20 protein-coding genes are annotated in these 25,940 nt (G+C 62.2%); 14 read left to right on the top strand and 6 right to left on the bottom strand.

Features of this window, described 5'->3' with window-relative positions:
• Positions 1–168: 168 nt before the first annotated feature.
• The 6 genes from IFO71_RS19040 to IFO71_RS19015 form a co-directional block, all read right to left on the bottom strand.
• Entirely contained in the window at positions 169–732 is a 564-nt protein-coding gene (locus tag IFO71_RS19040; protein WP_192031266.1) for a TlpA family protein disulfide reductase, read from the bottom strand.
• On the bottom strand, positions 719–2,893 hold the full coding sequence (locus IFO71_RS19035; RefSeq protein ID WP_225444787.1) for a protein-disulfide reductase DsbD family protein: 2,175 nt from the start codon (positions 2,891–2,893) through the stop codon (positions 719–721). The genes IFO71_RS19040 and IFO71_RS19035 overlap by 14 nt, the downstream gene beginning before the upstream one ends.
• 196 nt (positions 2,894–3,089) lie before the next feature.
• Complete coding sequence (gene cutA / locus IFO71_RS19030; protein ID WP_192031265.1) at positions 3,090–3,416, bottom strand: divalent-cation tolerance protein CutA; 327 nt, start codon at positions 3,414–3,416, stop codon at positions 3,090–3,092.
• Between the two features lie 10 nt (positions 3,417–3,426).
• A complete protein-coding gene (locus IFO71_RS19025; protein ID WP_225444786.1) occupies positions 3,427–4,251 on the bottom strand; it encodes a M48 family metallopeptidase in 825 nt (274 codons plus the stop codon).
• 144 nt (positions 4,252–4,395) lie between these two features.
• Positions 4,396–5,010 carry a hypothetical protein gene (locus IFO71_RS19020; protein ID WP_192031264.1) on the bottom strand — a complete coding sequence of 205 codons (615 nt, stop codon included), beginning with the start codon at positions 5,008–5,010 and terminating at the stop codon, positions 4,396–4,398.
• 332 nt (positions 5,011–5,342) lie between these two features.
• A complete protein-coding gene (locus IFO71_RS19015; RefSeq protein ID WP_192031263.1) occupies positions 5,343–5,807 on the bottom strand; it encodes a Spy/CpxP family protein refolding chaperone in 465 nt (154 codons plus the stop codon).
• Between the two features lie 198 nt (positions 5,808–6,005).
• Here IFO71_RS19015 and ompR point away from each other — a divergent pair, with 198 nt between their 5' ends.
• From ompR to IFO71_RS18945, 14 genes are all read left to right on the top strand, one after another.
• On the top strand, positions 6,006–6,731 hold the full coding sequence (ompR, locus tag IFO71_RS19010; protein WP_192031262.1) for an osmolarity response regulator transcription factor OmpR: 726 nt from the start codon (positions 6,006–6,008) through the stop codon (positions 6,729–6,731).
• The gene (locus tag IFO71_RS19005; RefSeq protein ID WP_192031261.1) at positions 6,712–8,031 is read left to right on the top strand and encodes a sensor histidine kinase; all 1,320 of its coding nucleotides are present in this window, start codon (positions 6,712–6,714) and stop codon (positions 8,029–8,031) included. Before ompR ends, IFO71_RS19005 begins: the two co-directional genes overlap by 20 nt.
• A gap of 236 nt (positions 8,032–8,267) precedes the next feature.
• A complete protein-coding gene (gene groES, locus IFO71_RS19000) occupies positions 8,268–8,555 on the top strand; it encodes a co-chaperone GroES (RefSeq protein WP_192031260.1) in 288 nt (95 codons plus the stop codon).
• A gap of 143 nt (positions 8,556–8,698) precedes the next feature.
• Positions 8,699–10,345 carry a chaperonin GroEL gene (gene groL / locus IFO71_RS18995; protein WP_192031259.1) on the top strand — a complete coding sequence of 549 codons (1,647 nt, stop codon included), beginning with the start codon at positions 8,699–8,701 and terminating at the stop codon, positions 10,343–10,345.
• A gap of 562 nt (positions 10,346–10,907) precedes the next feature.
• A complete protein-coding gene (locus IFO71_RS18990) occupies positions 10,908–11,474 on the top strand; it encodes a type II toxin-antitoxin system antitoxin SocA domain-containing protein (RefSeq protein WP_192031258.1) in 567 nt (188 codons plus the stop codon).
• Between the two features lie 20 nt (positions 11,475–11,494).
• Positions 11,495–11,920: a hypothetical protein gene (locus IFO71_RS18985; protein WP_192031257.1), complete on the top strand. Its 426-nt coding sequence runs from the start codon at positions 11,495–11,497 to the stop codon at positions 11,918–11,920.
• A 157-nt stretch (positions 11,921–12,077) separates the two neighbouring features.
• Complete coding sequence (hsdR, locus tag IFO71_RS18980; RefSeq protein ID WP_192031256.1) at positions 12,078–15,500, top strand: type I restriction-modification system endonuclease; 3,423 nt, start codon at positions 12,078–12,080, stop codon at positions 15,498–15,500.
• 11 nt (positions 15,501–15,511) lie between these two features.
• Positions 15,512–17,110, top strand: coding sequence for a class I SAM-dependent DNA methyltransferase (locus tag IFO71_RS18975; RefSeq protein WP_192031255.1), 1,599 nt, complete (start codon positions 15,512–15,514; stop codon positions 17,108–17,110).
• On the top strand, positions 17,107–18,726 hold the full coding sequence (locus tag IFO71_RS22535; RefSeq protein WP_192031254.1) for a restriction endonuclease subunit S: 1,620 nt from the start codon (positions 17,107–17,109) through the stop codon (positions 18,724–18,726). The genes IFO71_RS18975 and IFO71_RS22535 overlap by 4 nt, the downstream gene beginning before the upstream one ends.
• A complete protein-coding gene (locus IFO71_RS18965) occupies positions 18,713–20,305 on the top strand; it encodes an AAA family ATPase (protein WP_192031253.1) in 1,593 nt (530 codons plus the stop codon). Before IFO71_RS22535 ends, IFO71_RS18965 begins: the two co-directional genes overlap by 14 nt.
• A complete protein-coding gene (locus tag IFO71_RS18960) occupies positions 20,302–21,165 on the top strand; it encodes an HNH endonuclease family protein (protein ID WP_192031252.1) in 864 nt (287 codons plus the stop codon). The genes IFO71_RS18965 and IFO71_RS18960 overlap by 4 nt, the downstream gene beginning before the upstream one ends.
• Complete coding sequence (locus tag IFO71_RS18955) at positions 21,162–22,142, top strand: DUF5655 domain-containing protein (RefSeq protein ID WP_192031251.1); 981 nt, start codon at positions 21,162–21,164, stop codon at positions 22,140–22,142. Before IFO71_RS18960 ends, IFO71_RS18955 begins: the two co-directional genes overlap by 4 nt.
• Before the next feature lie 20 nt (positions 22,143–22,162).
• Positions 22,163–22,618: a hypothetical protein gene (locus IFO71_RS18950; protein WP_192031250.1), complete on the top strand. Its 456-nt coding sequence runs from the start codon at positions 22,163–22,165 to the stop codon at positions 22,616–22,618.
• On the top strand, positions 22,587–25,328 hold the full coding sequence (locus IFO71_RS18945) for an ankyrin repeat domain-containing protein (RefSeq protein WP_192031249.1): 2,742 nt from the start codon (positions 22,587–22,589) through the stop codon (positions 25,326–25,328). Before IFO71_RS18950 ends, IFO71_RS18945 begins: the two co-directional genes overlap by 32 nt.
• The last annotated feature ends 612 nt before the right edge of the window (positions 25,329–25,940 follow it).

Genomic DNA, 25,940 nt, shown 5'->3' with positions numbered 1-25,940 from the left:
AGCTACGCGGGACTGCGTCCCGATCTCGCCCAAGTGGGCCCACCACTTGGGCTCGTCGCGCCTTGCACTCGACGCAAAGTCCTCGGTGATCATCCGCGCCCCCTCATGAAATATCCGGGTTAGTTGTCGGGCAGTTCTCACTGGATGACAGCCTTGCTGCGCCCTGACTCACTGCGCTGAGTGCGCGTCTTCGGCCCACTGCAATAGCAGACTTTCAGAGAAGGCGCCGGCGCGACGCTTGATCACCCGGCCTTGGCTATCGAGCAGCAGACTGAATGGCAGTACGCCATGACGGTTGCCGAGTTGCCGCGAGGCATCGCCCTGGCTGGGCGGGTCGATCCAGGACGGCAGTGAAATCGAGTGTTCAGAGAGAAAGGCGGCAACCAGGGCTGGATCGTCTTCCTGGGCAATCAGCAGCACCGGCAACCCGCCCTGATCGCGGCGCTGATGCAGCGTCTGCAGCATGGGCAACTCTTTGATGCAGGGGCTGCACCAGGTGGCCCAGAAGTTGATCAGCAGCGGTTGGCCGCGCAGCTCGCTGAGGCGTTGTGCCACGCCGCTGAGATCGTTGAGTTGCAGCTCACGCGGCAGATGGTCATCGTCGCCGGCAATCATCGGCGGTTCGCCCAGCCATACGCGGCCGGCCCACAGGCCCGCAAACCCGCCGAGCATGGCCAACAGCACAATCAGCGCCGGGGCCAGCCAGCGCGGCATCGGTTCAGCGCTTGGCATCGCGCAGCGCTTCCACCACCAGCTCGCTGGTCAGCACGGTCGGCAGCTTGGCGCCGGCAGCACCGTCGGCCGGAAACACCACATAGAGTGGCACGCCCACCGCGCCGTGCTGATCGAGAAAGGCGGTAATTGCCGGGTCGACGTCAGTCCAGTCGCCCTTCATATAGACCGCGCCACTGTCCGCGAGCGCCTGCTTGAAGCTGTCACGAGACAGCACAGCTTTCTCATTGGCCTTGCAGGTCACACACCAATCGGCGGTCATGTTGACGAACACCGGCTTGCCCTCGCTGCGCAGCTTAGCCAGCAGATCAGCCGAATAGGCGACCGAGCCGTCGCTTGAACTGCTGGCTGCCTTGGTCAGGGTGGGCAGCTGATGGATCATCGCTACGCTGGCGATGGCGCTGCCCAGCCCCAGCACGGTCAGGGTGATCGCCCATGCATGGCGGCGGATCTGCCAGTGGTTCCAGGCCCAGGCGGCTGCGGCCAGCAGCACACTGGCGATCAGGATCCAGCCGCCGGCATCGGCACCGCGCTGCTTGATCAGCACCCAGATCAACCAAGCAGCGGTCAGATACATCGGGAAGGCCAGCGCCTGCTTGAAGGTGTCCATCCAGGCGCCCGGTCGTGGCAGCATTCGGGCCAGCGCCGGCACAAAGCCGATCAACAGAAAGGGCAGGGCCAGGCCCAGGCCCAGGGCGAGGAACACGCCCAGCGCCACCGCCATCGGGGCGGTAAAGGCATAGGCCAGGGCGCTGCCCATGAAGGGCGCCGTGCAGGGCGTGGCCACTACCACGGCCAGCACACCGGTAAAGAAATCGCCGGCGGCGCCCTTTTTCTCGGTCAGCGATTGGCCGACGCCGGCCAGACCGGCGCCGAACTGGAATACGCCGGAGAGGCTGAGGCCCACGGCCATCATGATCAGCGCCAGGGTGGCGACCAGCCAGGGTTGCTGCAGCTGAAAGCCCCAGCCCAGCGCCAGGCCGGCGCTGCGCAGAGCCAGCGCGGCCATCCCGACCAGGGCAAAGCTGACCAGCACGCCCGCCGTGTACCACAGGGCATGTGCCCGTGCCTTGCTGGCGCTCTCGCCGCTGCCGGCCAGGCCCAGCACCTTCAGCGATAACACCGGCAGCACGCAGGGCATCAGGTTGAGGATCAGGCCGCCGCCCAAGGCCAACAACAGGGCCAGGGCAAATCCAATGCTGGCGCTGTCAGGCGCTGTCTCATCGGCGGCGCTCAGTGTCGCCGCCGCCGGCAGGGAGACACTGATCTGTCGCTTCATCGGTGGATAGCAGATGCCGTCGGTCTGGCAGCCCTGGAACTCAACAGTCAGTTCCAGCTTGCTGGCGGCAAGCCCGATGCGACGCAGTGCAACCGGCACCTCGACCTGCTCGAAGTAGACCTGGACATCGCCAAAATGCTCATCGAAATGCGGCTTGGAGGGCGGCCAACGTGGTCCGATCAGCTTGGCTGCCGGGTTGTCGGCCAGCTCGAAGCGGGTGCGATCGCGATACAGGTAGTAGCCCGGCGCCGGGGTGAAGCGAACCAGTAGGCTGTCGGCACTGTCGGCAATCGCTTCGGCCTGGAACGCTTGCTCGGCGGGCAGCGGCAATTGTTCTTCCAGCGGGGCGATCTTGATGGTCGGGCCGCCAATGATCGGTTTCTGGGCGTTAGCCAAAGGCAGGCCGATCGGGGCGGCTGTGTTGCCCGGTAGGCCTGCGCCGCTGGCAGACGGCAGACCGGCTGTCATCGCCAGGCTGACGACCCGGGTTACCGGTGGATAGCAGATCCCGATATCAGCACAGCCCTGATAGCGCAGGCGGAACTCGATCTCGCCATCGCGCAGGGCGCGACCGCGAACGATGCCGCTGACCGCCTGCCGATAGATTTCGGTGTCGCCGAAGAACTCATCGGTCTTCGGTTCGCCATTCGGCAGTTCGAACGCCTGCAGCTCGAAGCTGGACGGGTCGGCGGGTTTGAGGTCGAAGCGGTGCCGATACAGGTAATAGCCGTCGGCGATCTGCCAGCGCAGTTCGTGCAGGCCCTCGGCGTTCAGACCGGTGCTGAACACATAGGCCTCGTCGACCGGCAGCAAGTCTTCTTCGCTGATCGCGTAAGCCTGAGATGCTGTCAGGCCGAGTATCAATCCCATCAACCAACGCATGCAGAATCGTCCATGTCGTGCGCCTGTGGCGCCGTTAAGCGGGTGCTGAAATCCGCGGTCCTGGCGAGTTTCAGCGCAAACTGAGGCGGCAATGCCGCGCAACCTGGGTGGGGAATCAGCCTCTTGCGTGCTCGAACCCCGCGCGCCGTCCATGATGCGCAGTGCTGGCTGCAGGAATCAGCGATTCAGCAGCCCGCTAATCGGGTCGGCCGGTTTCTGCTCGCAGCCAATCGAGATAGGCCGGCAAGCCCGAATCGACCTTGACCGCAATCAGCTCAGGAAGTTCGTACGGATGCAATCGCAGGACGGCGGCGCTCAATTCGGTGAACAGGGCGTCACGACTCTTGATCAGCAGCAGCACTTCTTCGCCCTGCTCGATCGTGCCCTGCCAGCGATAGATGGAACGAATACCCGGCAACAGGTTGACGCAGGCGGCCAGTCCTTGCTCGACCAAGGCCGCCGCCAGCCGCTCGGCACTGGCCGAGTCGGGGCAGGTACAGAAGTACAGGCGCAGATCACTCATCGCTGCGCACTCAGTCGCGGCAATTCGGCCGCTTACCGGCGGCGCGGGCGCGCTCGTAGTCGGGGCGTAGCTGCGGCGCGTGGTCGGCCAGCCGGGCGATACGCGCCTCCGGATTGGGATGGGTTGACAGCAGGGCCGGAGGCCGGCCGGTCTTGTCGCTGGCGGCGTTCATATTGCGCCACAGCTGGGCGGCGGCCTCCGGGTCGAATCCGGCCTTCGCCATCAGCGCCTGGCCATAGAGGTCCGCCTCGGACTCGTGCTGGCGCGAGAACGGCAGCAGCACGCCGACCTGGGCGCCGGCACCCAAGGCCGCCATCAGCAATCCGACCTGGCTGCTGGAGGCGTTGCGGCCGGCATAGGCCTCGGCCAGGCTCAAGCCGACCTGGGTCAGCTGCTGCTGCGACACCCGTTCCCCGGCATGGCGATACACCACGTGGCCGATCTCGTGACCAAGCACCGCCGCCAGTTGATCCTGAGTCTCGGCGACACGTAGCAAGCCGGTGTTAAGTCCGACCTTGCCGCCTGGCAAGGCGAAGGCATTTGGTTCCTGGATCGCAAAGGCCTGCACTTCCCAGGGCAATCGCTGCCATTCCGTCGGCAACTCCGCGACCAGGGCATCGACCACGCACTTGGCGTAGACGCTCTTGGCTGGCACCACGGAAACCTTGTCGTTGGCCTTCATCTGTTCGAAAGCAGTCAGGCCCATCTGATTCATCTGTTGATCCGACACCAGCAGCAGCTGCGAGCGCCCGCTGGGTGTAGTGGCGCAGGCCCCGAGCAGCAGGGTGGCCAGGCTCAGGGCGAAGCGGGCGAGAGTTGGCGGGGACAGCATCATGGGTGCGAATCTCAGGCGCGGACTGCGCGCACCTTAGCACTGCGCATCAACTCTGTGCGACGCCGGGAAGGTTGCGTCGCCCGTGCCCCTGCCGCCGTGGCGACAGGGGTGGATGGAACATGGGGTTCAGTGCTGCGCCGCGCCTCAGCGGCAGGGCACCTGTTCGCCCTGGGCGTTGTAGCAGGTGCGGTTGCGGCTGACGCCTTCTTCGCGACTGGCATCGACCTGCGATTCGGTGCTGGCGCCGCTGGCGGCGGTGGCGCTGCCGGTATGCTGCAGTCCTTCGCCGCTGGCCGCCGTTGTGTTGCCACTGAAGCGACCGCCGCCCGCACCTTGAAGCTCGGTGTTGCGTTGGCCGCGCAGATTGCCCTGACCATCGCCGCTGACATTGCCCTGGGTGTAGCCGCTACCGCCGGCGGCACTGGTGCCGGCAGCGCCGCCGCTGCGATTGAAACTGCCGTCGGCATTCTTCTGGAACCGGCCGGCGCGGGCTGCGGTACCGCCGGCGGCGGTTTGTCCGGCCGCCGCTGAGCCGCCGCGGACATTGCCCTCACCGTCGCTGGCAGCGCCGCCGATCCGGGCGCGTTTGCCGCCGGCCGGGCCGGTGGCTGCCGATCCGCCGACCGCGGCGGCTTCGCCCTCGGCGGTTTTGCCGGCGGCGCCGGCGCGTTCACGTTTCTGTGCCTCGGCCGCTGGGCTCAGGGCCAGCAAGGGGGCGCATAGCAGCAAGGCAACAAACAGCGGGCGTAAGTTGGTCATGATGGATCTCCGTGTAGTGGTCGAGGTGACGCGGGTTCAGACGCGTGGGCGCAGCGGAATCCAAGCCTGCATGCTACGCCCATTGCTAGGAATCTCTGAACAAGTTCAGAGATTCCTGCGGTGCACGGATGCACCGCCGCGATCAACAACGTAAGTTGTTGATCAGCGTAAGACGAGTCCGGACCTGTGCCGGACTCGGCGCGTCTGAGTAAGTCCGGGATGGACTTATTCAGACTTTCCCTAGGGAATCTCTGAACAAGTTCAGAGATTCCTGCGGTGCACGGATGCACCGCCGCGATCAACAGCGTAAGTTGTTGATCAGCGAGGGCTTTTCAGTGAAGGGCGGGCCAGGGTTGGAAGGTTTCGCTCAAGGCACGCAGGGCGTCGATGCGGGTGATGGCATTGGCCATCCAGGCTTGCACCTGCTGTCGTTGAGTCGGATCGAGATCGGTGTAGAAGGCCAGCAACTGATCGCGAGTGGCGCGGGCGGCATCGATGCGGCGATCGGTGATCGCCTGCTGCTGCACCGTCAGTGCAATCAGATCGGCCTGGCCTGATTCCAGTGCCGGTTGCGCTGTGTCGAGCAGGGCTTGCTGATCAACGCTGATGGCTTGCTGCCGATTGCGCGCGTCAAGCGCGATGGCCACCAGCTGCTGCTTTTGCACCGCGCTGAGATTGAGTTGCTGCAGCTCGGCCATGGCGCGGGCGGCGATCGGGCGGTCGGCAAGCGGTGAAGCCTGAGCACTGGCCGACAGCGGCAGGCTGAACAACAAGGCAAGCAGAATGAAGCGCAACATGGGGGCCTCCGGGGGCGGGCAGTCCAACAGTGGACGCTTGCAGACTAGGCTCGACGCGGATTCAAGGCGTATCGAAGCGCTGCCGGACTGTGGCCAAATGTGAGCAGGTCAGTCGTTGGCAATACTTGCTTACAAATCGAGCGCCAGGCCGGTCGGGTCCGGCTTGTTGGCTCGATGACGAGCCGCCATAGTGCGGCCATGAGCGATAGTGATTCCGCTGCCGCAACCGAGCGCATCCTGGTGGTCGACGACGATCTGCCGCTGCGCGGCCTGTTGCAGCGCTACCTGCAGGACAATGGCTTCGAGGTGCTGACGGCGGCGGACTGCAAGCAGGCCGAGCAGCAGCTCGATCGCCACCATATCGCTGCCATCGTGCTCGATCTGATGTTGCCGGGCGAAGACGGGCTGAGTTTTTGTCGTCGCCTGCGCGGCCAGGGCGTCGATACGCCGATCATCATGCTCACCGCGCGCGGCGATGATATCGACCGCATCGTCGGGCTGGAAATCGGCGCCGACGATTACTTGGCCAAGCCGGGCAATCCGCGCGAACTGCTGGCCCGCATTCGTGCTGTGCTGCGCCGTCGCGGGCCGAGCATCGTCGGTGCGCCGCAGGCCGAACTCGGCGTGGTGGCCTTTGGTCGCTGCCAAGTTGATCACGCCGCGCGCACTCTGATTCGCGATGGATCATCCAAGCGCCTCACCTCTGGCGAGTACGCTCTGCTCGCAGTATTTCTGCGCCACCCTCGGCAGAACCTCAGTCGTGATCGCTTGTTAAGTCTGGCCCGCGGCCGTGAGCACGAACCGTTCGAGCGCAGCATCGATGTCACCGTATCGCGCCTGCGCCGGCTGATCGAAGACGATCCAAAACATCCGCGCCATCTGCAAACGGTGTGGGGATCGGGCTATGTCTTCGTCCCTGATTGAGCGCGGGCGGGCGCTGCTGTGGCCGCCGGCCCTGGCTGGCCGGATCAGTCGTCTGCTGGCCTTGGGCGTGCTGCTGTTGCTCGGCTTCAGCTTGTTCGCCCTGCGCCAGCTGAGTCTGCAATCCGGCAGTGAACAGATCGCCGACCTGGTCGCAGCACAGATCGCCACACTGCGCGCCCTGCAAGCGACCGATTCAACGCTTGCCCGCCGCGGACAGGGCAGTGCCCTGGTGGAAGTATTGGTTCAAGACGCTCCACCCGCCGCGGCAAGTCAACCCTGGCTGCCGTTTGCCAAACGCCTGGTGGAGCGTTTGCAATACCGACTTGGCGACGGTGCCACGGTGTTGCTCGACGAGCAGTACGATCGCACCTGGTTATGGGTCTCACCGGCAACGGTGGACGGGCAATGGCTGGGGCTGGCGGTACCGCCTTTCCGGCAACAGGCCACCTTGCTCAGCTTCGTGGTCTTGGTTGCCGCCGTGCTGCTGGTGGTGTTGGGTGGGATCGGTCTGGCGCGGCTGTTGACCCGACCGCTGCGCGAGCTTGCCGAGTCAGCACCGGCCATGGTCGCGGGTGAAATCGAGTGTGCTGTTCTGAGTGCCGGAGCGCCGACCGAGGTGCAACAGCTGGCCGAGGCCCTGACCCGCGCTGGGCAGCAGGCACGAGCGCAGGCGCGGCAACGTGAGCTGATGTTGGCCGGATTGTCACATGATCTGCGCACGCCCCTGGCTCGGCTGCGTTACGCCCTGGCCATTGAACCGCCCACCGATGCTACGTTGGCGCAACAAGTCGAAGACGATCTGGAAGAGCTCGATGCACTGATCGGTCTGTTTCTCGATCTCGGCCGGGGCCGGCCCTTGCGTGGCGCAAATCAGCAGCTCGACCTCGCTGAATTCCTGAGCCACTGGTTGCCGCGGTTCAGTGAACGTCCTTGGCGACTGCAGGTGCCGTCAGGTCTGATGGTCGATGCTCCGTCGCTGCTGATACGCCGCTTGCTCGGCAATCTGATCCGCAATGCTGAACATCATGCTTCACCGCCCTACCTGATCAGCGCCGGACGAGTGGCCGGACGACTGTTGATCGACGTGATCGATGCCGGTCACGGCATCCCCAGTGATCAGCGCCAACGCTTGCTGCAGCCATTTCAGCGCGGCACTACCCAGGCCCTCGGTAGCGGCCTTGGACTTGCCATCGCGCAGGATCTGGCGCACCTGCTCGGCGCCGAACTGCAATTGCTCGACGCCGATCCGCAGGGGCTGTGTGTGCGCCTGCTATGGCCGCGCGAGGATGCGAGCGACTAGCAGGCTGCCGAGACTCATTTCAGCAGCCTGGTAGGGGCGGGCCGGCGGCCGGGAGGGGGGGCAGGCGAAATCCAGGCTGCGCTCCCCTTGAATGCTGACAACTCGGCCCCAGATACCGAACCGTCGCGACGCTTTCGAACTGAAACAGTCGTGCGTTATCATTAGCACTCACCTCTGGGGAGTGCTAACAAACCCAGATGGGTCCTTTGGAAATCAACTAGTTATCTGAGGTGTATATGAACCTGCAGCCGTTGAACGACCGCGTGGTCATCAAGCGTATGGAAGAAGAGCGTCTGTCCGCCGGTGGCATCGTGATCCCCGACGCAGCCGCCGAGAAGCCGATCAAGGGCGAAGTGATCGCCGTCGGTGAAGGCAAGCCCCTGGACAACGGCAGCACCCGTGCGCTCAAGGTCAAGAAGGGCGACAAGGTGCTGTTCGGCAAGTACAGCGGCACCGAGGTGAAGGTCGACGGAACCGAATACCTCGTCGTCCGCGAAGACGACATTTTCGCAATTATCAATTGAGAGCAGTGATTGGTGATTGGTGATTGGTGATTCGCAACAGCGCCGCAATCACTCGGCAGCTGCGACCACCAACCGCCAACCGAAGAGCGTCACGCTCTTGACCAATCACGAATCACAAATCACAAATCACGGAGTTCCATCCAATGGCAGCTAAAGAAGTACGTTTCTCTGAAGACGCCCGCGCTCGTATGGTGAAGGGCGTCAACGTCCTGGCCAATGCGGTCAAGGTCACCCTCGGTCCGAAGGGCCGCAATGTCGTGCTCGAGAAGAGCTTCGGCGCCCCGACCATCACCAAGGACGGCGTCTCCGTCGCCAAGGAAATCGAACTGTCGGATAAGTTCGAGAACATGGGCGCGCAGATGGTGAAGGAAGTCGCTTCCAAGACCTCTGACAACGCCGGCGACGGCACCACCACCGCCACCGTGCTGGCTCAGGCCCTGATTCGCGAAGGCATGAAGGGCGTGGCCGCGGGCATGAACCCGATGGACCTGAAGCGCGGCATCGACAAGGCGGTCATCGCCGCTGTTGAGCAGCTGAAGGGCATGAGCAAGCCGACCGCTGACGACAAGGCGATCGCCCAGGTCGGCACCATCTCGGCCAACAGCGACGAGTCGATCGGCAACATCATTGCCGAAGCGATGAAGAAGGTTGGCAAGGAAGGCGTGATCACCGTTGAAGAAGGCTCGGGCCTGGACAACGAACTCGACGTCGTCGAGGGCATGCAGTTCGATCGCGGCTACCTGTCGCCGTACTTCATCAACAATCAGCAGAGCATGCAGGCTGAGCTGGATGACCCGTTCATCCTGCTGCACGACAAGAAGATCAGCAACGTGCGCGAACTGCTGCCGGTGCTGGAAGGTGTGGCTAAGGCGGGCAAGCCGCTGCTGATCGTCGCCGAAGAAGTCGAGGGCGAAGCCCTGGCGACCTTGGTGGTCAACACCATTCGCGGCATCGTCAAGGTCTGCGCCGTGAAGGCTCCGGGCTTCGGCGACCGTCGCAAGGCGATGCTGGAAGACATGGCCATCCTCACCGGCGGCACCGTGATCTCCGAAGAAGTCGGTCTGTCGCTTGAGAAGGCCACCATCAAGGATCTCGGCCGCGCCAAGAAGATTCAGGTGTCGAAGGAAAACAGCACCATCATCGACGGCGCTGGCGAAGGCGAAGCCATCCAGGCCCGCATCAAGCAGATCAAGGCGCAGATCGAAGAGACCTCGTCTGACTACGACCGTGAAAAGCTGCAAGAGCGCGTGGCCAAGCTGGCCGGCGGCGTGGCGGTGATCAAGGTCGGTGCTGCCACCGAAGTCGAAATGAAAGAGAAGAAGGCCCGCGTCGAAGACGCCCTGCACGCTACTCGTGCGGCGGTGGAAGAAGGTGTGGTGCCGGGCGGCGGCGTCGCCCTGATCCGTGCCCTGAGCTCGATCCGCGACCTCAAGGGTGCCAACGAAGACCAGAACCACGGCATCGCGATTGCCCTGCGCGCCATGGAAGCCCCGCTGCGCGAAATCGTCACCAACTGCGGAGACGAGCCGAGCGTGGTGTTGAACAAGGTTGCCGAAGGTAAGGACAACTTTGGTTACAACGCCCAGACCGGCGAGTTCGGCGACATGATCGCCATGGGCATCCTGGATCCGACCAAGGTGACTCGTTCTGCCCTGCAGAACGCCGCCTCGATTGCCGGCCTGATGATCACCACCGAAGCCATGGTGGCCGAAGCCCCGAAGAAAGAAGCCCCCGCGGCCCACGACCATGGCGGTGGCGGCATGGGTGGTATGGGTGGTATGGACTTCTAATCGCGGTTCCTCCGCGATTAACTTGGCTCAAACGCACCCTGAGCCTGTCGAAGGGTGCCTGCCAAGGTCCAAAGCGGAGGCCATCCTTGGCCTTCGCGGCTTCGATCAAACGAAGTGTTGCAACGAAACCCCGCTTCGGCGGGGTTTCGGCGTTCTAAGGGCTGTAAGCGCACAGGCGCGAATTGCTGTCTTCAACCGTGACCGGCACCTCATTGCGCCGAGCGCTTCCCTTGGCCCCTCTCCCCTCGCGGGAGAGGGGTTGGGGAGAGGGGGATAACGGGTCGCAGTTGATGAGTGCAACTGAACCAGGCCGTATGTTTACTCGGAAACCCTGTGGTCATTTGGCCCTTCGCAAGGTTCGCTAAGTTGTGGCGTTGATCGGCGGCCTAACGCCACCGCCTTGTGTTGAAGCCCGGCGTCAATATGGCGAAGCTCGACCTCCATATTGAAGGCAGCCTTCAATATGGAATGTGCTTGGCCGCCGAACAGCGCGTCCGCCGCCAGTTGCAACCTGAACCCCCCACGGCTTACGCTCTAGTCGATTGGCCCCCGAGGGCACCCTATGCTCAAGACTCATGAGCGCGAAAAGCTGATCAACGCCGTCGTCTACTTCGCCTCGAATACGGCGCATTGCGGCAAGATCAAGCTTATCAAGCTTTTGTACCTGCTCGACTTCGAGCACTATCGTCAGACCGGTCGTAGCGTTACCGGGCTCGACTACAGTGCCTGGAAGCTGGGGCCGGTGCCGGCTGCCTTTTTCCAGGAGTGGGAGCAGTGGCAGTCCGATTTTGCCGAGGCGATTGAGATTCAGCCGGAGCGCGTGTTTGACTTTGACCTGCTGAAGGTCGTGCCCAAGGCTGAGTTCGACGACAGCCACTTTACGCGCCGTGAGCTGCGCCTGATGCAGCAGTTGGCCGAGCGCTTTCGCGACGAGTTCTCGAAGCCCTTGGTGAACTTTACCCACGACGAAAAGGGCCCGTGGTCGAAGATCTGGGAGTCCGGCCGCGGCTTCAACCGGCACATTCCCTATTCGCTGGCCATTCGCGACGATGATCCGCACGCCGAGGCCGTCAGGGAGTACGCGGACGAGCAGGCGTCGATGCGTAGCGTGCTCGGCGTAATGAACTAAACATGGTGATGAGCTGAGTCGTGCAGGTTGGATGCATCTACCATCACAACGCCTTCTACGCCGATAGGGACTCCGGCGAGCTGCTCGGAAAGTATCTGCTGATCCTTGCGTTGCCCGCGGGCGGCGATGTGGTATTCAGGGTGCTAACAAGCCGTCACGCGGATCTGCGCCCGCCGGGCTGCCATCACGGCGCGCCCTATCCAGGCTTTGCGCTCGGCGTGCCCGGTGGCGAGCTGGCCAAGCCCACCTGGGTCGATTTGCGCGAGCAGGACGACTATGACCTGGAGGTCTTTCGCGGACGAACGACGAAAGGCTTGATACGTCCGGTGCGTCAGCTCAACGACACCCTGTTGAGAGCCGTGCTTGAGTGCGCGGCAGGTGCCGATGACACCACTCCCAGGCAGGAGCGGCATATGCGCGATGCGATGGCGGCCTTGGGCAGCTGAGGGTTATCGACCCAAGTCAGCCCCAGTCGGATGGTGCGCGACGTTTTGCCGCAATTGACGCAAAACGAACGGAATAGGGTCGCAGATTGCGAAATTTCGCACTTCTCGACCTGGCTGACAGCCGACGCTGAACCGGCTAACTTCTCGCAATATCCCGATGGGCGACGAACAGCCGGTGGCCGCAAGCGTTCAGTCCAACTTCTTGATGCTGGAAGAGCATGACAAGCAGCTCATGCGGCTTGGCATGTTGGCCGAGCGGTACTTTGTCGACGATCCAAACACCTGCCTGCTCAAACTGCGTCAATTGACTGAGGGCTTGGCCCAGCTCTTGGCTTCCAAGGTAGGGCTGTTCGTGTCGGTCGAAGAGAAACAGGTCGACCTCCTCAACCGTTTTCAGAAATTCGACGTTCTGCCGCGTGAAGTGGCGAGCTTGTTTCACAGTGTGCGAAAGGCCGGCAACGACGCCAATCACGCATTGTCTGGCGATCATCGAACGGCGCTCGCCATGCTGCGCTTCAGCTGGCAGCTGTGCGTGTGGTTTCATCGCTCGTTCGCCGACGACACGTTTCGATCGGGTCCGTTTCTTCCGCCGAGGCCGCCGGTAGATGAAAGCGAGGAGCTGCGCCAAGAACTAGAGCAGCTGAGAGACGAGCTTCGCGAACATCAGGCCTCCCAATGCGAGACGAGCAACGCCCTTGATCAGGCAATCGCACAAACGCTCAGCCTGGAACAAGAACGAAAATTCTGGGAGGACTTTGCCGCCCAAGCCGAGCGCGAGCGCTTCAAGCTTGAAGAGCGGTTATCGGCGCTGCAAGCGGCCCATCAGGGCACTCCAGCGCAATCTATTGCTAAGTTTGCCTTTGCCATGCAGACGGCGGCGTCGACCCTGCAACTCAGCGAGGCGGACACTCGAAAGATCATCGACCAACAATTGCAGCAGGCCGGTTGGCAGGCCGATTCGCGTCGGATGACCTACGCCAACGGAGAGAGACCCAAGAGAGGCGAGGCGAAGGCGATTGCCGAATGGCCTACCGAGAGCGGTCCGGCTGATTACGTGCTGTTTGTCGGCCTGCGCCCGATGGCGGTGGTGGAAGCCAAGCGTCGAAATCTCGACGTGTCCTCAGCTTTGCAACAGGCCAAACGCTACAGTCGCGGATTCCAAGGCAGCGCAGAAACCGAACTACATGAAGAGAATTGGGGTCTGAAGGGTGAGTTCCGCGTGCCCTTCGTCTTTTCTGCCAATGGCAGGCCGTTCTTGCGTCAGCTGGCAACCCGGAGCGGCATCTGGTTCTGCGATCTACGCAATGCGCACAAACTCGGTCACGCGCTGGACGGCTGGTACACACCTGTTGGCTTGAATGAGTTGTTCAAGCGTGACGAATCACTCGCTCATCAAGTGCTGCGAAGCGAGCCGTTCAACTATGGGTTCCCGCTTCGTCCTTACCAGCAGGCAGCCATCCAGGCTGTCGAGAACGCCATATCGCAAGGGCAGCGTGAGGTGCTGTTGGCGATGGCCACTGGCACCGGGAAGACCAAGACCTGCATTGCCCTCATCTATCGCCTGCTAAAGGCCAAGCGTTTTCGACGGGTGTTGTTCCTGGTTGACCGTTCGGCGCTGGGTGAGCAGGCGGCGAACGCGTTCAAGGACACGCGGATGGAGAGCTTGCAAGCATTCGCTGACGTGTTTGGCATCAAAGAACTGGAACAGCAGCAGCCGGATGCCGATACCGCCGTGCATATCGCCACCGTTCAAGGGATGGCGCTACGTGTGCTGTTCTCGTCAGATGGTGCGCCACCGCCCACGGTTGACCAGTACGATTGCATCGTCGTTGATGAGTGTCACCGGGGTTACTTGCTCGACCGAGAGCTGTCGGAAACCGAACTTGGCTTCCGCAACTATGAGGACTACATCTCGAAATATCGTCGTGTGCTCGACTATTTCGACGCCGTCAAAATCGGCCTCACCGCTACGCCTGCCTTGCACACTACGCAGATCTTCGGTGCACCGATCTACAACTACAGCTATCGCGAGGCCGTTATTGACGGCTATTTGGTCGATCACGAGCCACCACTGCAAATCAGGACCAAACTCTCAACCACCGGAATCGTCTGGCGAGCAGGCGAAAAAGTCGCGGTCTACGACGCGCGCAGTAATCAGATCGAGCTGTTCACGACGCCCGATCAAATCCGCATCGAGATTGAAAAGTTCAACCGCAAGGTGATTACCGAGCCCTTCAATCGCGCCGTTTGCAACTTTCTCGCCAGCGAGCTGGATCCTTACTCGCGTCAGAAAACGCTCATCTTCTGTGCCAACGATCCACATGCCGACTTGGTTGTCGATTTGCTCAAACGCGCATTTGTGCGCTGCTACGGCAGCGTCGAAGATGACGCCGTACTCAAGATTACCGGTGCGGCGGACAAGCCGCTGCAACTGATTCGGCGATTCAAGAACGAGCGCACGCCGAATGTAGCGGTCACGGTAGATTTGCTCACCACGGGCATCGACGTGCCCGAAATCTGCAATCTGGTGTTCTTGCGCCGGGTGAACAGTCGTATCTTGTTCGATCAAATGCTGGGCCGCGCCACCCGCTTGTGCCCGGAGATCGGCAAGGAGACCTTCCGCGTTTTTGATGCGGTCAGGATTTACGAGGCCCTGCAAAACTTCACTGCCATGCGGCCAGTGGTAGTCGATCCGTCGATCAGCTTCTCGCAGCTGAGCCGCGAGCTAGGTGAGGTCAGTGGCGACGACGAGCGAGAATTGGTGCGCGATCAGTTCATCGCCAAACTTCAGCGCAAGAAACGCCACCTCGGCCAAGCCCAAGCGCGTGACTTCGAAACGCGGGCCGGCATGGCGCCGGATGCCTTCATCCAACAATTGCGCGCGATGAGTCTGCCCGCCATTGCCGACTGGTTCACCAGGAACCCAGGCCTGGGCGAGATCCTGGATCGCCGCGGCGAAGGGCCGCAAGAGCCGATCTACGTGTCTACCCACGAAGATGAGCTGCTGGGCGCCGATCACGGCTACGGCCAGGCCGCGCGGCCCGAGGACTATCTGAAGGCGTTTGCCGACTTCATTGCCAGTCATAGCAACACCATTCCTGCCTTGGTCACGGTGCTGACGCGGCCGCGCGAACTCACCCGCAAGCAACTACGCGAACTGGCCCTGGAGCTGGATCGCCAAGGCTATTCCGAGGCCAGCTTGTCCACCGCCTGGCGCGATCTCACCAATCAGGACATTGCTGCGCGCATCGTCGGCTACATACGCCAGGCGGCGATTGGCGATGCTCTGCTACCCTACGCCGAGCGCGTCGATCGCGCGTTGAACCACCTCTTGATGCACCCGCCCGCTGGCACGCCATGGACCACGCCGCAACGCGACTGGCTCAAGCGCATCGCGGCCCAGACCAAGGCTAACGTGCTGGTGGATCGCGAAGCCATCGACGACCCCGATCTGATTTTCCGTCGCGAAGGCGGCGGCTTCAATCGGCTCGACAAACTGTTTAACGGCCAGCTCCAGCCGGTGCTGGAGGCTTTCAATGACGCACTCTGGATCTCGCCATCCGAGTCGGCACAACCCTGAACTGAACACGCATGCCCAATCTGCAAGTTACCCATGACATCGGTGCCAAACTCTGGTCGCTTTGCCACGTACTACGCGACGACGGCGTCACCTATCACCAGTATCTGAGTGAGCTGACCTACCTGCTGTTCCTGAAGATGATGAAGGAGACCGGGCAGGAGGATCGGCTCACCGTCTGGAAACCGGAAGACCCCAAGAAGAAGACCGGGCCCAAGGTCGAACAGCCCGGCACCCGTTGGGGTGACCTGCTCGCCGCCTCAGCCCCAGAACGGTTGGACATATACAAGGAGATGCTGCTGGACTATGGCCTACACGGGCGCGGCGCCGTGCAGGAGATCTACGTCAACGCCAACACCTTCATCACCAAGCCAGCCACGCTGAGCAAGCTGGTGACCGACATCGACAGCCTCGACTGGTACAGCGTCGACCGCGACGATCTGGGCGATCTTTACGAAGACCTGCTGGAGCGCAATGCCGGCGAAAAGAAGAGCGGTGCCGGGCAATACTTCACACCCCGGTGTCTGATCGACAGCATTGTGGCGGTGATGCAGCCGCAATTGGATGACGTGATCCAGGACCCGGCCGCCGGCACCTGCGGTTTCTTGATCGCCGCCAATAACTACCTGCGCCAGCGCAATGACTTCGACAGCCTTAGCGACGAAGCGCAGCGCAAGTACCGGCACCACACCTTCCACGGCATGGAACTGGTGCAGGACACCCACCGCCTAGCCCTGATGAACATGCTGTTGCATGGCATCGAGGGCGGCGTTACTTACGGCGACACGCTGAGTGACGACCACAACCAACTGCCAAAGGCCACGCTAATCCTTAGCAACCCACCCTTCGGCACCAAGAAGGGCGGCGGCCTGCCCACGCGCGGCGACCTCACTTTCGAGACCAGCAACAAGCAGTTCGCCTTTCTCCAGCACATCTACCGCGCGCTGAAGCCCGGCGGCCGAGCCGCGGTAGTGTTGCCCGACAACGTGCTGTTCGAGAGCAGTATTGGCACCGACATCCGCCGCGACCTGATGGACAAGTGCAACCTGCACACCATCCTGCGCCTGCCCACCGGCATCTTTTACGCCCAAGGCGTGAAGACCAACGTGCTGTTCTTTACCCGCGGCGAAACCGACAAGGGCAACACCAAGGAAGTGTGGGTATACGACATGCGGGCCAACATGCCCGCCTTCGGCAAGCGCACGCCCTTCACCCGCGACTACTTCCGCACGCCGCTCGACGCCCCGGTCACTCAACCGCGGGACAAGTTCGAAGACGTGTTTGGCAGTGACCCGCGCGGCGGCCCCGCTGCGTTGGCGGCGAGGCAGGACAGCGGCGAGGCGGGCCGCTGGCGACGTTTCACGCGCGAGCAGATCGCGCAGCGGGGAGACAATCTGGACATCACTTGGCTGAAGGACAGTGGCCCTGCCACCGCGCAGCAGGAGAGCGAGAGCCCGGCACACGTCGCCGCGTTGGCGCTGCGTGAACTGAATGCGGCCGTGACGGAACTGCGTGCGTTGCTCGATGAGTTGGGTGAGGACCCGGATGCGCTCCTGGACAGCCTTCTGACCGACGAGGCCGCCGAGCCCGAAGCCGTCGGGGCGCAGCGGTGACGGCATCACCTTCGGTTGGGGCCGACAGCGCTCTGGATTCCGATCTGCCCCCGAGCTGGGCACTCACGACCCTGGGCACTGTCACCGACTACGGCAAGACCGTCAAGGTCGAGCCGCAGGATATTCCTCCCGAGGCGTGGGTGTTGGAACTGGAGGACATCGAGAAGGACAGCTCACGCATTTTGCGGCGGCTGACTCAGACCGAGCGGCGATCGCTTAGCACGAAGAACCGATTTGTCGCTGGTGAAGTGCTCTACGGCAAGCTTCGGCCTTACCTCAACAAGGTGGTCATCGCCGACGCGCCAGGCTTCTGCACCACGGAAATCGTGCCAGTGCAGGCCGGCCCGGCGCTTGAACCGCGATACCTTTTCCACTGGCTCAAACATCCCGCCTTTCTGAAGTACGTCGAGGCCACGAGCCACGGCATGAACATGCCGCGCTTGGGCACCGACGCCGGCAGAGCCGCGCCGCTCGTCTTGGCGCCGCGGCCCGAACAGACCCGCATCGCCGACAAACTCGACACCCTGTTGGCGCGCATCCAAGCCTGCCAGGACCGCCTGGAGGCCATTCCGGCGTTGCTCAAGCGGTTTCGGCAGGCAGTCGTCAATGCTGGCATGTTAGGCGAACTGACTGCGGACTGGAGAAAGGCCAGCGCCTACACAGAACCCTCCGAGTCGGAGCTTCAGGCGCTTTGCGAGGCGGACCGAGTGATCACCTACGGTGTGGTGAAACTTGGCGATGAGTTCCCTTACGGAACGCCGTGCCTTCGTACGAGCAATGTTCGTTGGCTCCGATTCGAGAATGAGGGAATGAAACGCATCGCGCCCAGTCTCTCGGGTCAGTACGCGCGAACGGTACTCAGAGGTGGCGAAGTGCTCGTGAACGTCCGAGGAACCCTTGGCGGTGTCGCGGTTTCCACGGCGGAAATGAAGGGTTGGAACGTTTCGCGCGAGATTGCCGTGGTCGCGATTGATAAGGAGCGGGCAAGCGCCGAGTACGTTGCACTCTGGATCGCGTCTGACGAGAGCCAAAGATGGCTCGGCGCAATAAAGAAGGGTGTCGCTTATGTTGGGATCAATATCGAGGACCTAAGAAGGCTGCCTGTGCGGTTACCTGCGCGCGATGAGCAGGATGAAATTGTTCGGCGTGTTCACTCGTGCCTGAAGCTTGCTGATCGAATCGAAGCGCGATGCGCGGCAGCGAAGGAGCAGGCGCGGAGACTCGCACCCCTGACCCTTGACAAAGCATTCCGCGGCGAGCTTGTCCCCCAAGACCCCAACGACGAGCCCGCCAGCGCGCTGCTAGCCCGCATCACCACCCAGCGCGGCGCGCCCACGAACGCCGCCGTGGCGCGCGCACCCCGTCGCGGTCGCCCGCCCCGCGCCCCCAAGGAATCAGCAAGCATGACCAAGAGCCGCCAGGACGACGACGTGATGGGCCAGCCCTACCTGGCCAGGCACTTGCGCCGCCTCGGTACGCCGTCGAGTGCTGAGGCGCTGTTCAAGATGGCCGAACTGCCCGTGGCCGACTTCTACAAGCAGCTGGCCTGGGAGGTCGCCCAGGGCCACCTGAAGGACAACCAGTCCACGCTGGAGCCCGGGCATGCGGCTGGATAAGGTCAGCATCGACGGCTTCAAGAACCTGCGCGGCCTGGAGCTGGATTTCGATGAGCGCCAGCTCACCACGGTGCTGATCGGCCAGAACGGCGCCGGCAAGTCCAACCTCATCGAAGCCATCACCCAGGTCTTCCGCTGGGTAGACCTGCGGCGCAACGAACCGCGCTTTCACTACCGGGTGACCTACCGCATCCAGCCACAGGGCCCGGCGGTGCCGAACCCACCCAGCGTCTGCCTGAGCAACTTCCCCGGCGAGCCCGCGATTCGGGTGAACGGCCAAGAGGTCAAGCGTGCCGAGTTCGAGAAGCGCAAGTCCGAGTGGTTTCCGGACCTCGTGTTTGGCTACTACTCCGGCGGCAGCCGCCGGCTGGAAGCGCTGTTCGACAGCCATCAGCGCCGCTACTACGACGACATCAAGCTCGAAGATGACGACGCCAAAGTCGCAGAGGCACAGGAGGCCCGGCGCCTCTTCTACTGCCGACCCATTCATGGGGTGCTGGCACTGCTGGCGCTGTTCGCCTTTCCGGACAAGCAAGTCACAGCGGAGCTTGCAGACCGCTTGGGCATCACCGGCTTTCACTCGCTGCTGGCACTGTTCCGCCAACCGTGGTTCGCCAAACGTAAGAGGGTTGATGCGGAAACGCTCTGGGGCGCCGCCGGTCCAGCCGGTCGCGCAGCACGCCGCTTCAAGGAACTGGCCTTTCACCCGTTTGCGCTGGAAGGCAACGCGGTGGACGACTACCGCGACAAGAAGCAGGTGGAGCCCCAGTTCGCAGCGTTCCTGCCATCCCTGACGCAGCTGCAGCAGTTGGCGCAGCAGTTCAGGAACGAACGCGAGATGTTCTATGCCCTGGAGGCCATGGACATCTCCGATCTGGTGCGCGAGATCCAGGTCTGGGTAATGCGAAACAATGACGCCAGCGGTGACGTGGGCTTTGCCGACCTCTCCGACGGCGAGCGGCAGTTGCTGATGGTGCTGGGCCTGATCCGCGTATCACGCGGCAAGCGCGCGCTGTTCCTGCTGGACGAACCCGACACCCACCTCAACCCGCACTGGCAGCACAGCTACCTCAAGCTGATTGAAGACTGGACCGGCATCGCGGCCGAGAAGGAGCACTGCCACATCGTGCTGACCTCGCACAATCCGCTCACGATTTCAGCGCTGTCTCGCGACGAAGTTCGAGTGATAACCCAATTTCAGGACGGGCGAGTCACCGCATCCGCTCCATACGCCGACCCGAAGGGCATGGGCTTCACGGCCACGCTCACCGAGATCTTCGGCCTGGGGACAAGCCTGGACGTCGAAACCCAGCGTCTTGTTGACGAGCGCAACGAGCTCGTGCAGTTGGCCAAACGCGGCGATGCGCAGGCGCGCCGTCTCATTGAACTGAACGACCAACTTGCTCGGCTTGGCTTCCTGAACGAAGACCGGGAACCGCTGTACCAAGACTTCCTGCGCGCCTGGCATGACCTGCGTTACGCAGATCGGCCGCCCCTGGCACCCGCAGACGTGGAGGCACGACAGCGCGCGATGAAGGAGCTGATTAAGCAGCTGATGACTTCGGAGGCCAAAAAGTGATCTACGTCCGCCGAGATCCGAACTTGATCCCGGAGCGCGTGCTGCGCGTCGCCGAGCGCGCGCAGGCCCAGCTGGAGGCGCTTTCGCCAGAGAACCGCGCCGCATTCATCGAGAAGAAGTCCCACGTGTGGCGCGGGTTCGCCCGCTACCTAGCCAAGATGTCGTACGGAAAGTGCTGGTACTCGGAAAGCGACTGCGTCCAGTCATTCAAAGACGTAGACCACTACCGCCCGAAGAAACAGGCAAGACGCAGTGATTCCGAATCCGATGATGGCTACCCATGGCTCGCGTTCTCGTGGGACAACTTCAGGCTTGCCGCTCAGCGGTCGAATCAGATCAACCGCGATGACGACACGGATGAATCGGTCGGCAAGGGCGCTTGGTTCCCGCTGATGCAGGGCAGCAAGCAGGCGACGTGGGATGACCGCTGCATCGCCGATGAGATGCCGGTGCTGCTGGACCCCGCACGCCTTGCCGATGTGAGGCTTATTGAAGTCACCGCATCGGGAAAGATGGGGCCGACAAAGCTCTGCTTGGGCGCTGCTGACAGGACGAGGGTCGAGGAAACGGTAAAGAGACTGAGCCTCGATCTGCCAGGATTGGTGTCAGCGCGAAAGCAAGCGATGCGTCTTGTGCAGGAGCTTGTCGAGCTGTTTGAGCAGAAGCGTTCTGCGGCGGAGGTCAGCGAAGCCACCTCGGCCTTCATCAGCGTCCACATGCCCGCAGCCGGCCAGGTAGACATGCTTCAGCGTCTGACCGGGCCGCAGCAACCCTACGCCTCTGCAGCGCGTGCGCAGCTCCGAATCATGGGCTATGGAGAGTTGTGCGTTCCGGTCGAGCAGGCAGGAGCTGTGGCATGAGCGACATCCGCCTGTTCCGCCTCACCGCCGGCAAGGCCGCCGAGCTGCAGGGCGATGCTTCTGACCTTGAGAAGCCGCTGCAGACCCTGATCGAGGCGAACCTCGATGCGCTGCTGGGCATCCGCTTCCTGGCCACCGAATACTCCACCGGCAAGACTCACGGCGGGCGCATCGATTCGTTGGGTATCGACGAGAACGACTGTCCCGTGATCCTGGAATACAAACGCTCGGTCGTCGAGAACGTGATCAATCAGGGCCTGTTCTATCTGGACTGGCTGCTCGACCACAAGGCCGAGTTCAAGCTGCTGGTGATGGAGGTGCTTGGCGTGGAAGCCGCGCAGCGCATCGACTGGAGCGCGCCGCGGCTGGTCTGCATCGCGGCCGACTTCACCAAGTTCGACGGCCATGCAGTGCAGCAGATCGACCGCAATATCGAGCTGATCCGCTATCGGCGGTTCGGCGAGGATCTGTTGCTGCTCGAACTGGCCAATGCGGTCAGTGCCAGCGGCAAGTCCGGGGCCTCGGCCAAGGCGAGCACCAAGTCGGCGAAGTCCGGCAAGCCGGCCCCGCAGCTCGTTGCTGCGGAGGTCGGGGAGCCGTCCAAGAAGTCTGGCGACCAAGGCTATGCGGATGCGCTGCCGCAGCTTTCGCCCTCGCTACGCGTGCTGCTGGAGTCGCTGGAGAACTACCTGCTTTCGCTGGGAGACGATGTTCAGCGCAAGGAGCTGAAGCTCTACGCCGCGTTTAAGCGCCTAAAGAACTTCGCCAGCGTGGTGCTGCAGAAGAAGGGCCTGCTGGTGTACCTGAAGCTCGACCCTAAAGCCCTTGGCCCACTGCCGGCGAACGCACGGGACGTCACCCACATCGGTCACTGGGGCACCGGCGACCTCGAGTTTTCTCTGAGCTCCTTGGCTGATCTGGATGCGGCCAAACCTTTCCTGACGATGGCCTACGAGGGCCGAGCCCCAAAACCATGAGTACGAGTACATCTGGTGGGATGGAAGCGCTGGAATCGATCCGGCCAAGTAGCCACGTGCGAGTGATCGACCTGGTTGAACAGGCAGGGCACGACGTATCCGACTGGGGCAACTTCAAGGGCGGGCCGGCGAAGGCCTTGGTCAATCCGCGCTACTGCTTTAAGGACTTCGAATCAACCGTTTCGGTTGCTGGAGTCACCCGTCGATCGCGCCTCGGCGCGATCGACCCGGGTCCGAGACCCGGGCTATGTCCTAAGTCCTGTTATCGCGTGAGCGGTAGAGCGAAGGCGCCCGCGCGGGCGAACCCCGCCCTGCAGCAAGCAAGCGTGATCACGAAGCCCGGCCTTGTGTCGGGCTTCGTGCTTTCTGACGCGGGAAGCGCCCTGTTATTCCGTCGCAGCGTGTTGCCCTATCCACTACCCACCACACTGATTCTCGGCATCCATGAAACCCCACGAATTCTCTTCTATCGCTGAAACGGCACATAGCGCCTACGGACTGCGCACACTGATCGCACAGTGGATCGACGCGCATGATCTGGAGGCATTGAAAGCCTGCATTGCGTTCTGTCAGCAGCAGGAAAAAACCCATGCCAAACTGGGTTTTGTGTCGGTTTTCACACCGACGGACGTCAGCGATGGCTCCACGTTGCCGCTCTTTGCAGCTGTCAAGCGCGACCAGGTCGACACGGTGCGTTTGCTCATTGCGTCCGGTTGTGGAATCGAACAGCGAGATTCCCTGGGTCGTACCCCACTGCTGAGCGCTTTTTCCAACAATGCCCTGGCCGTTGCGAGCTGGCTGATCGAACAAGGCGCGGACATCCATGCCGTGACACGGCTGAATACCCGGGTGTTCGACATGGTTCTCACCCTGGGCGACGCTTACTGGGTGGACTGGTTTTTGGCCAAGGGCCTGAGCTTGAACCACACCAACCAAAGCGGCTTTAGCAGTCTGCACCGGGTGTGCGCCTGCGATAATGTGGATATGGTGATGCGGGTTCACCGGGAGACGGGCCTGAGCTTCCTCCAACCCACCGCGAACGGCCAACGGCCTTTGGACCAATGCAACAATCTCACTGTGTTCAGCGCCATCGCCCGACTGCACCCAGACGCGGCGCTGGACATCCGCTTCACCAATGGCAATTGCTCTTTGCTGGCATTCGCCAGCCGGGGCTGCACCGATATCGTCTGCCATTTGCTGGACCAGGGCGCTGATCCCTCTCAGGTAAATTCCCAGAAAAACACCTTGATGCATTGTGCGGTGGAGTCGGGTGAAGTGGCCTTGGTGCAAGAGCTGATTCGCCGCAAGATCAGCGTGGAGGGCCGCAACAGGGGGAACTACCGACCCCTGCATTGGGCTGTGATCAATGGCAACCTGGAGCTGGTCAAACTCCTGGTGGAGGCAGGCCGCGCCAAGGTCAACATCAAGGGCAACCAGAACTTCATCATCCGAGAAACCAAGACGCCGCTATACCTGGCCATCGAGGGGGGATTCGGTGAGATTGCCCGCTATCTCGTCGCCCATGGCGCCGATGTGAACGCCGTGAATGACTCGTCTTGCCGCACCGCAGTCGAAGCGGCGGCGGGCACGGGCGATGTGCCGCTACTGCGCTTTCTGCTGGAACGCGGTGGCTCACCCAATGGTGTGAGCAACAACAAAAACGACCCATCGGACTTCTATTGCTTCCCGCTAGCCAACGCCGCCAGCGCCGAGGTTGTGGACACGCTGGTCGAATTTGGTGCCCACATTAACGCGGAAAACCGCTCGTCCATCTGGTCACACGGTGCCTTGCGCAGCCTGGTCGGAAAAGTCACCAAGGAATCCTTGGGCACGCGCCGCAGCCAAGCACAATTGGGGGCCATTGCCGCGATGTTGCGCCATGGAGCCAGTTTGAAAGACGGCCAGGGTAACGTGCTGCCGGACGCCAAATGTGCGGAAGTGGCCCAGCTGCTGCTCGCCGCCGAAAAGGCGCAAGCACCGGTTGCCCCGCAACCGGCTGAGAATGCAATCGGCGCGGTTTATCGCGGCCTGATTCAGGGCCTTGCCAGCGTCCTTGCGGGGGGGCGACTGGATAAAAACATGCGGGAGCAAGAGACCGAGCGCGGTCGCACCGGCGTTGGTCAGGCGATGTTTGCAATGTCCGCCAACTGCCGATCGACGCAGGAACTGGAAGCCTTTTCGACGCTCTTGCAAGCGGCCTCCAAGGAGGATGTGAACTACAAGACCGAAGATAGCTTTTACGACAAACAGACCACCTTGCACCGGATCACAAATGGGTTTCGTTGCTACAAGCCAGATGGCGACTACGCGGCGATTTCCCAGTGGGCGCTATGCATCACCACCTTGTTGGACAAAGGGGCTGACCCCAATGCCATCGAAACCCTGTACGGTGAAACTCCGTTGCACAAGGTGGCCAAGGCCTCGGTCAACGTCTTCGACCAGGGCGACAATGACCTGTTGCTCGATTGTTTTCAGCGTTTTGTCGATGCGGGTGCCAATCCCAACATCGCCAGTGAAAGCGGCGCCCATGCCATCGACTTGCTCATACACCCGGCTCTGGTGAGCTGGTTTAAGGAGCGCGGCGCAGTCCACGGTCGTTTTCCCGAGTGCCTCTTTGACGCCGTTACCTATGGCCAGCCAGCCATCCTGGCCGCGCTAATAGGGGATGCCGAGAACCGGTTTGGTTTGCATAACAGCGGCGTCAACCTCGCCGAATTCTGGGCCATGGACATCACGCCACCCGAACGTTGGGCGGCCGCGCTCGAGAACGCGCAGATCCTGCTAAGTCACGGTTTTCAGTTCGACGCCATCGCCCAGGACGGCAGCACGCCGCTATCGCTGGCGTGTGCGCAGGGCGCACTCTTGCAGGCACAGTGGTTGTTCGAGCAGTTCACATATGACCTTAACCACCGCAACCGCGACGGCGCGGTGCCTTTGGGTCTCTTGCTCAACGCCCCCTACCCGTCGGGGTTTGGCGACCTGAGCCAGAAGGACTTCAAAAAGCGCCGCGATGCGCTGGCACTGCGCATGGTGCAACGCGGTGCACGCCTAGACCTCGCCGACAACAACGGCGATACCCCCTTGGACCTGTGCCGCACCCTGGCCTTGCGCAAGCAGTTGGAAAGAGCCGCCCGCGACTTCACCAAGCTGGCTCTGTCATCCAACCCAGCGAGTTTGAGCGTGTGATCGTCGACAGCCGGTGCAGGAGAAGGCGGTGGCCTGTCCGACAACGCACCACCCGCTGGCTTAGCTTGCACCCGGTGGTTCAATTCGGTTTTGCGTTCCACCGGGATCCGCGCCGTCAAACTCGAGGTGATATCCGTTCACAATTGTTCTCCGACTGCGTACCCGATAGTGGACGGGATCACAGGAAACCTGCTCAAGCGCCGATCGTCATGCCATCAACGACTACTTTGCATTTGACGACTGTGACGTTGGCCAGCGACCGATCGTTTTCTCGTGGCTGCCGAATGGACTGGCGAGGCGCTGGAAACTGACGCGCGAGGCATGCCTGCAATTCACCGCTACCAGATGGGGCTGCGGGCAGGGTACTCAACTGAGCCGGCAGCTGCCCGGGCCAGATTGCGCCATGCCTATTGGCACGGGACAGAGCGCGTCCACTCCTACTCCAATGCGCCCCGAGTTCAACTGGCGGGTCACGTCAATGCACAAACTTGTCTTGCCTCCCAGTTCCCTTGGACCCGCTCTACCCGGATTTGTGTAAGTCCGCTCCAGGCTAGGCGGCCCGCCTCAACTCTGCATCCTGCTGCATCGCTTCGTCCAGCTTCTTCTTCGCGC

It is taken from the genome of Pseudomarimonas arenosa (assembly GCF_014841215.1).
Classification (GTDB): Bacteria; Pseudomonadota; Gammaproteobacteria; order Xanthomonadales; family Xanthomonadaceae; genus Pseudomarimonas; species Pseudomarimonas arenosa.
Note: the sequence above shows the minus strand (reverse complement) of the source record. Positions and strands in the feature narration are given on the sequence as shown.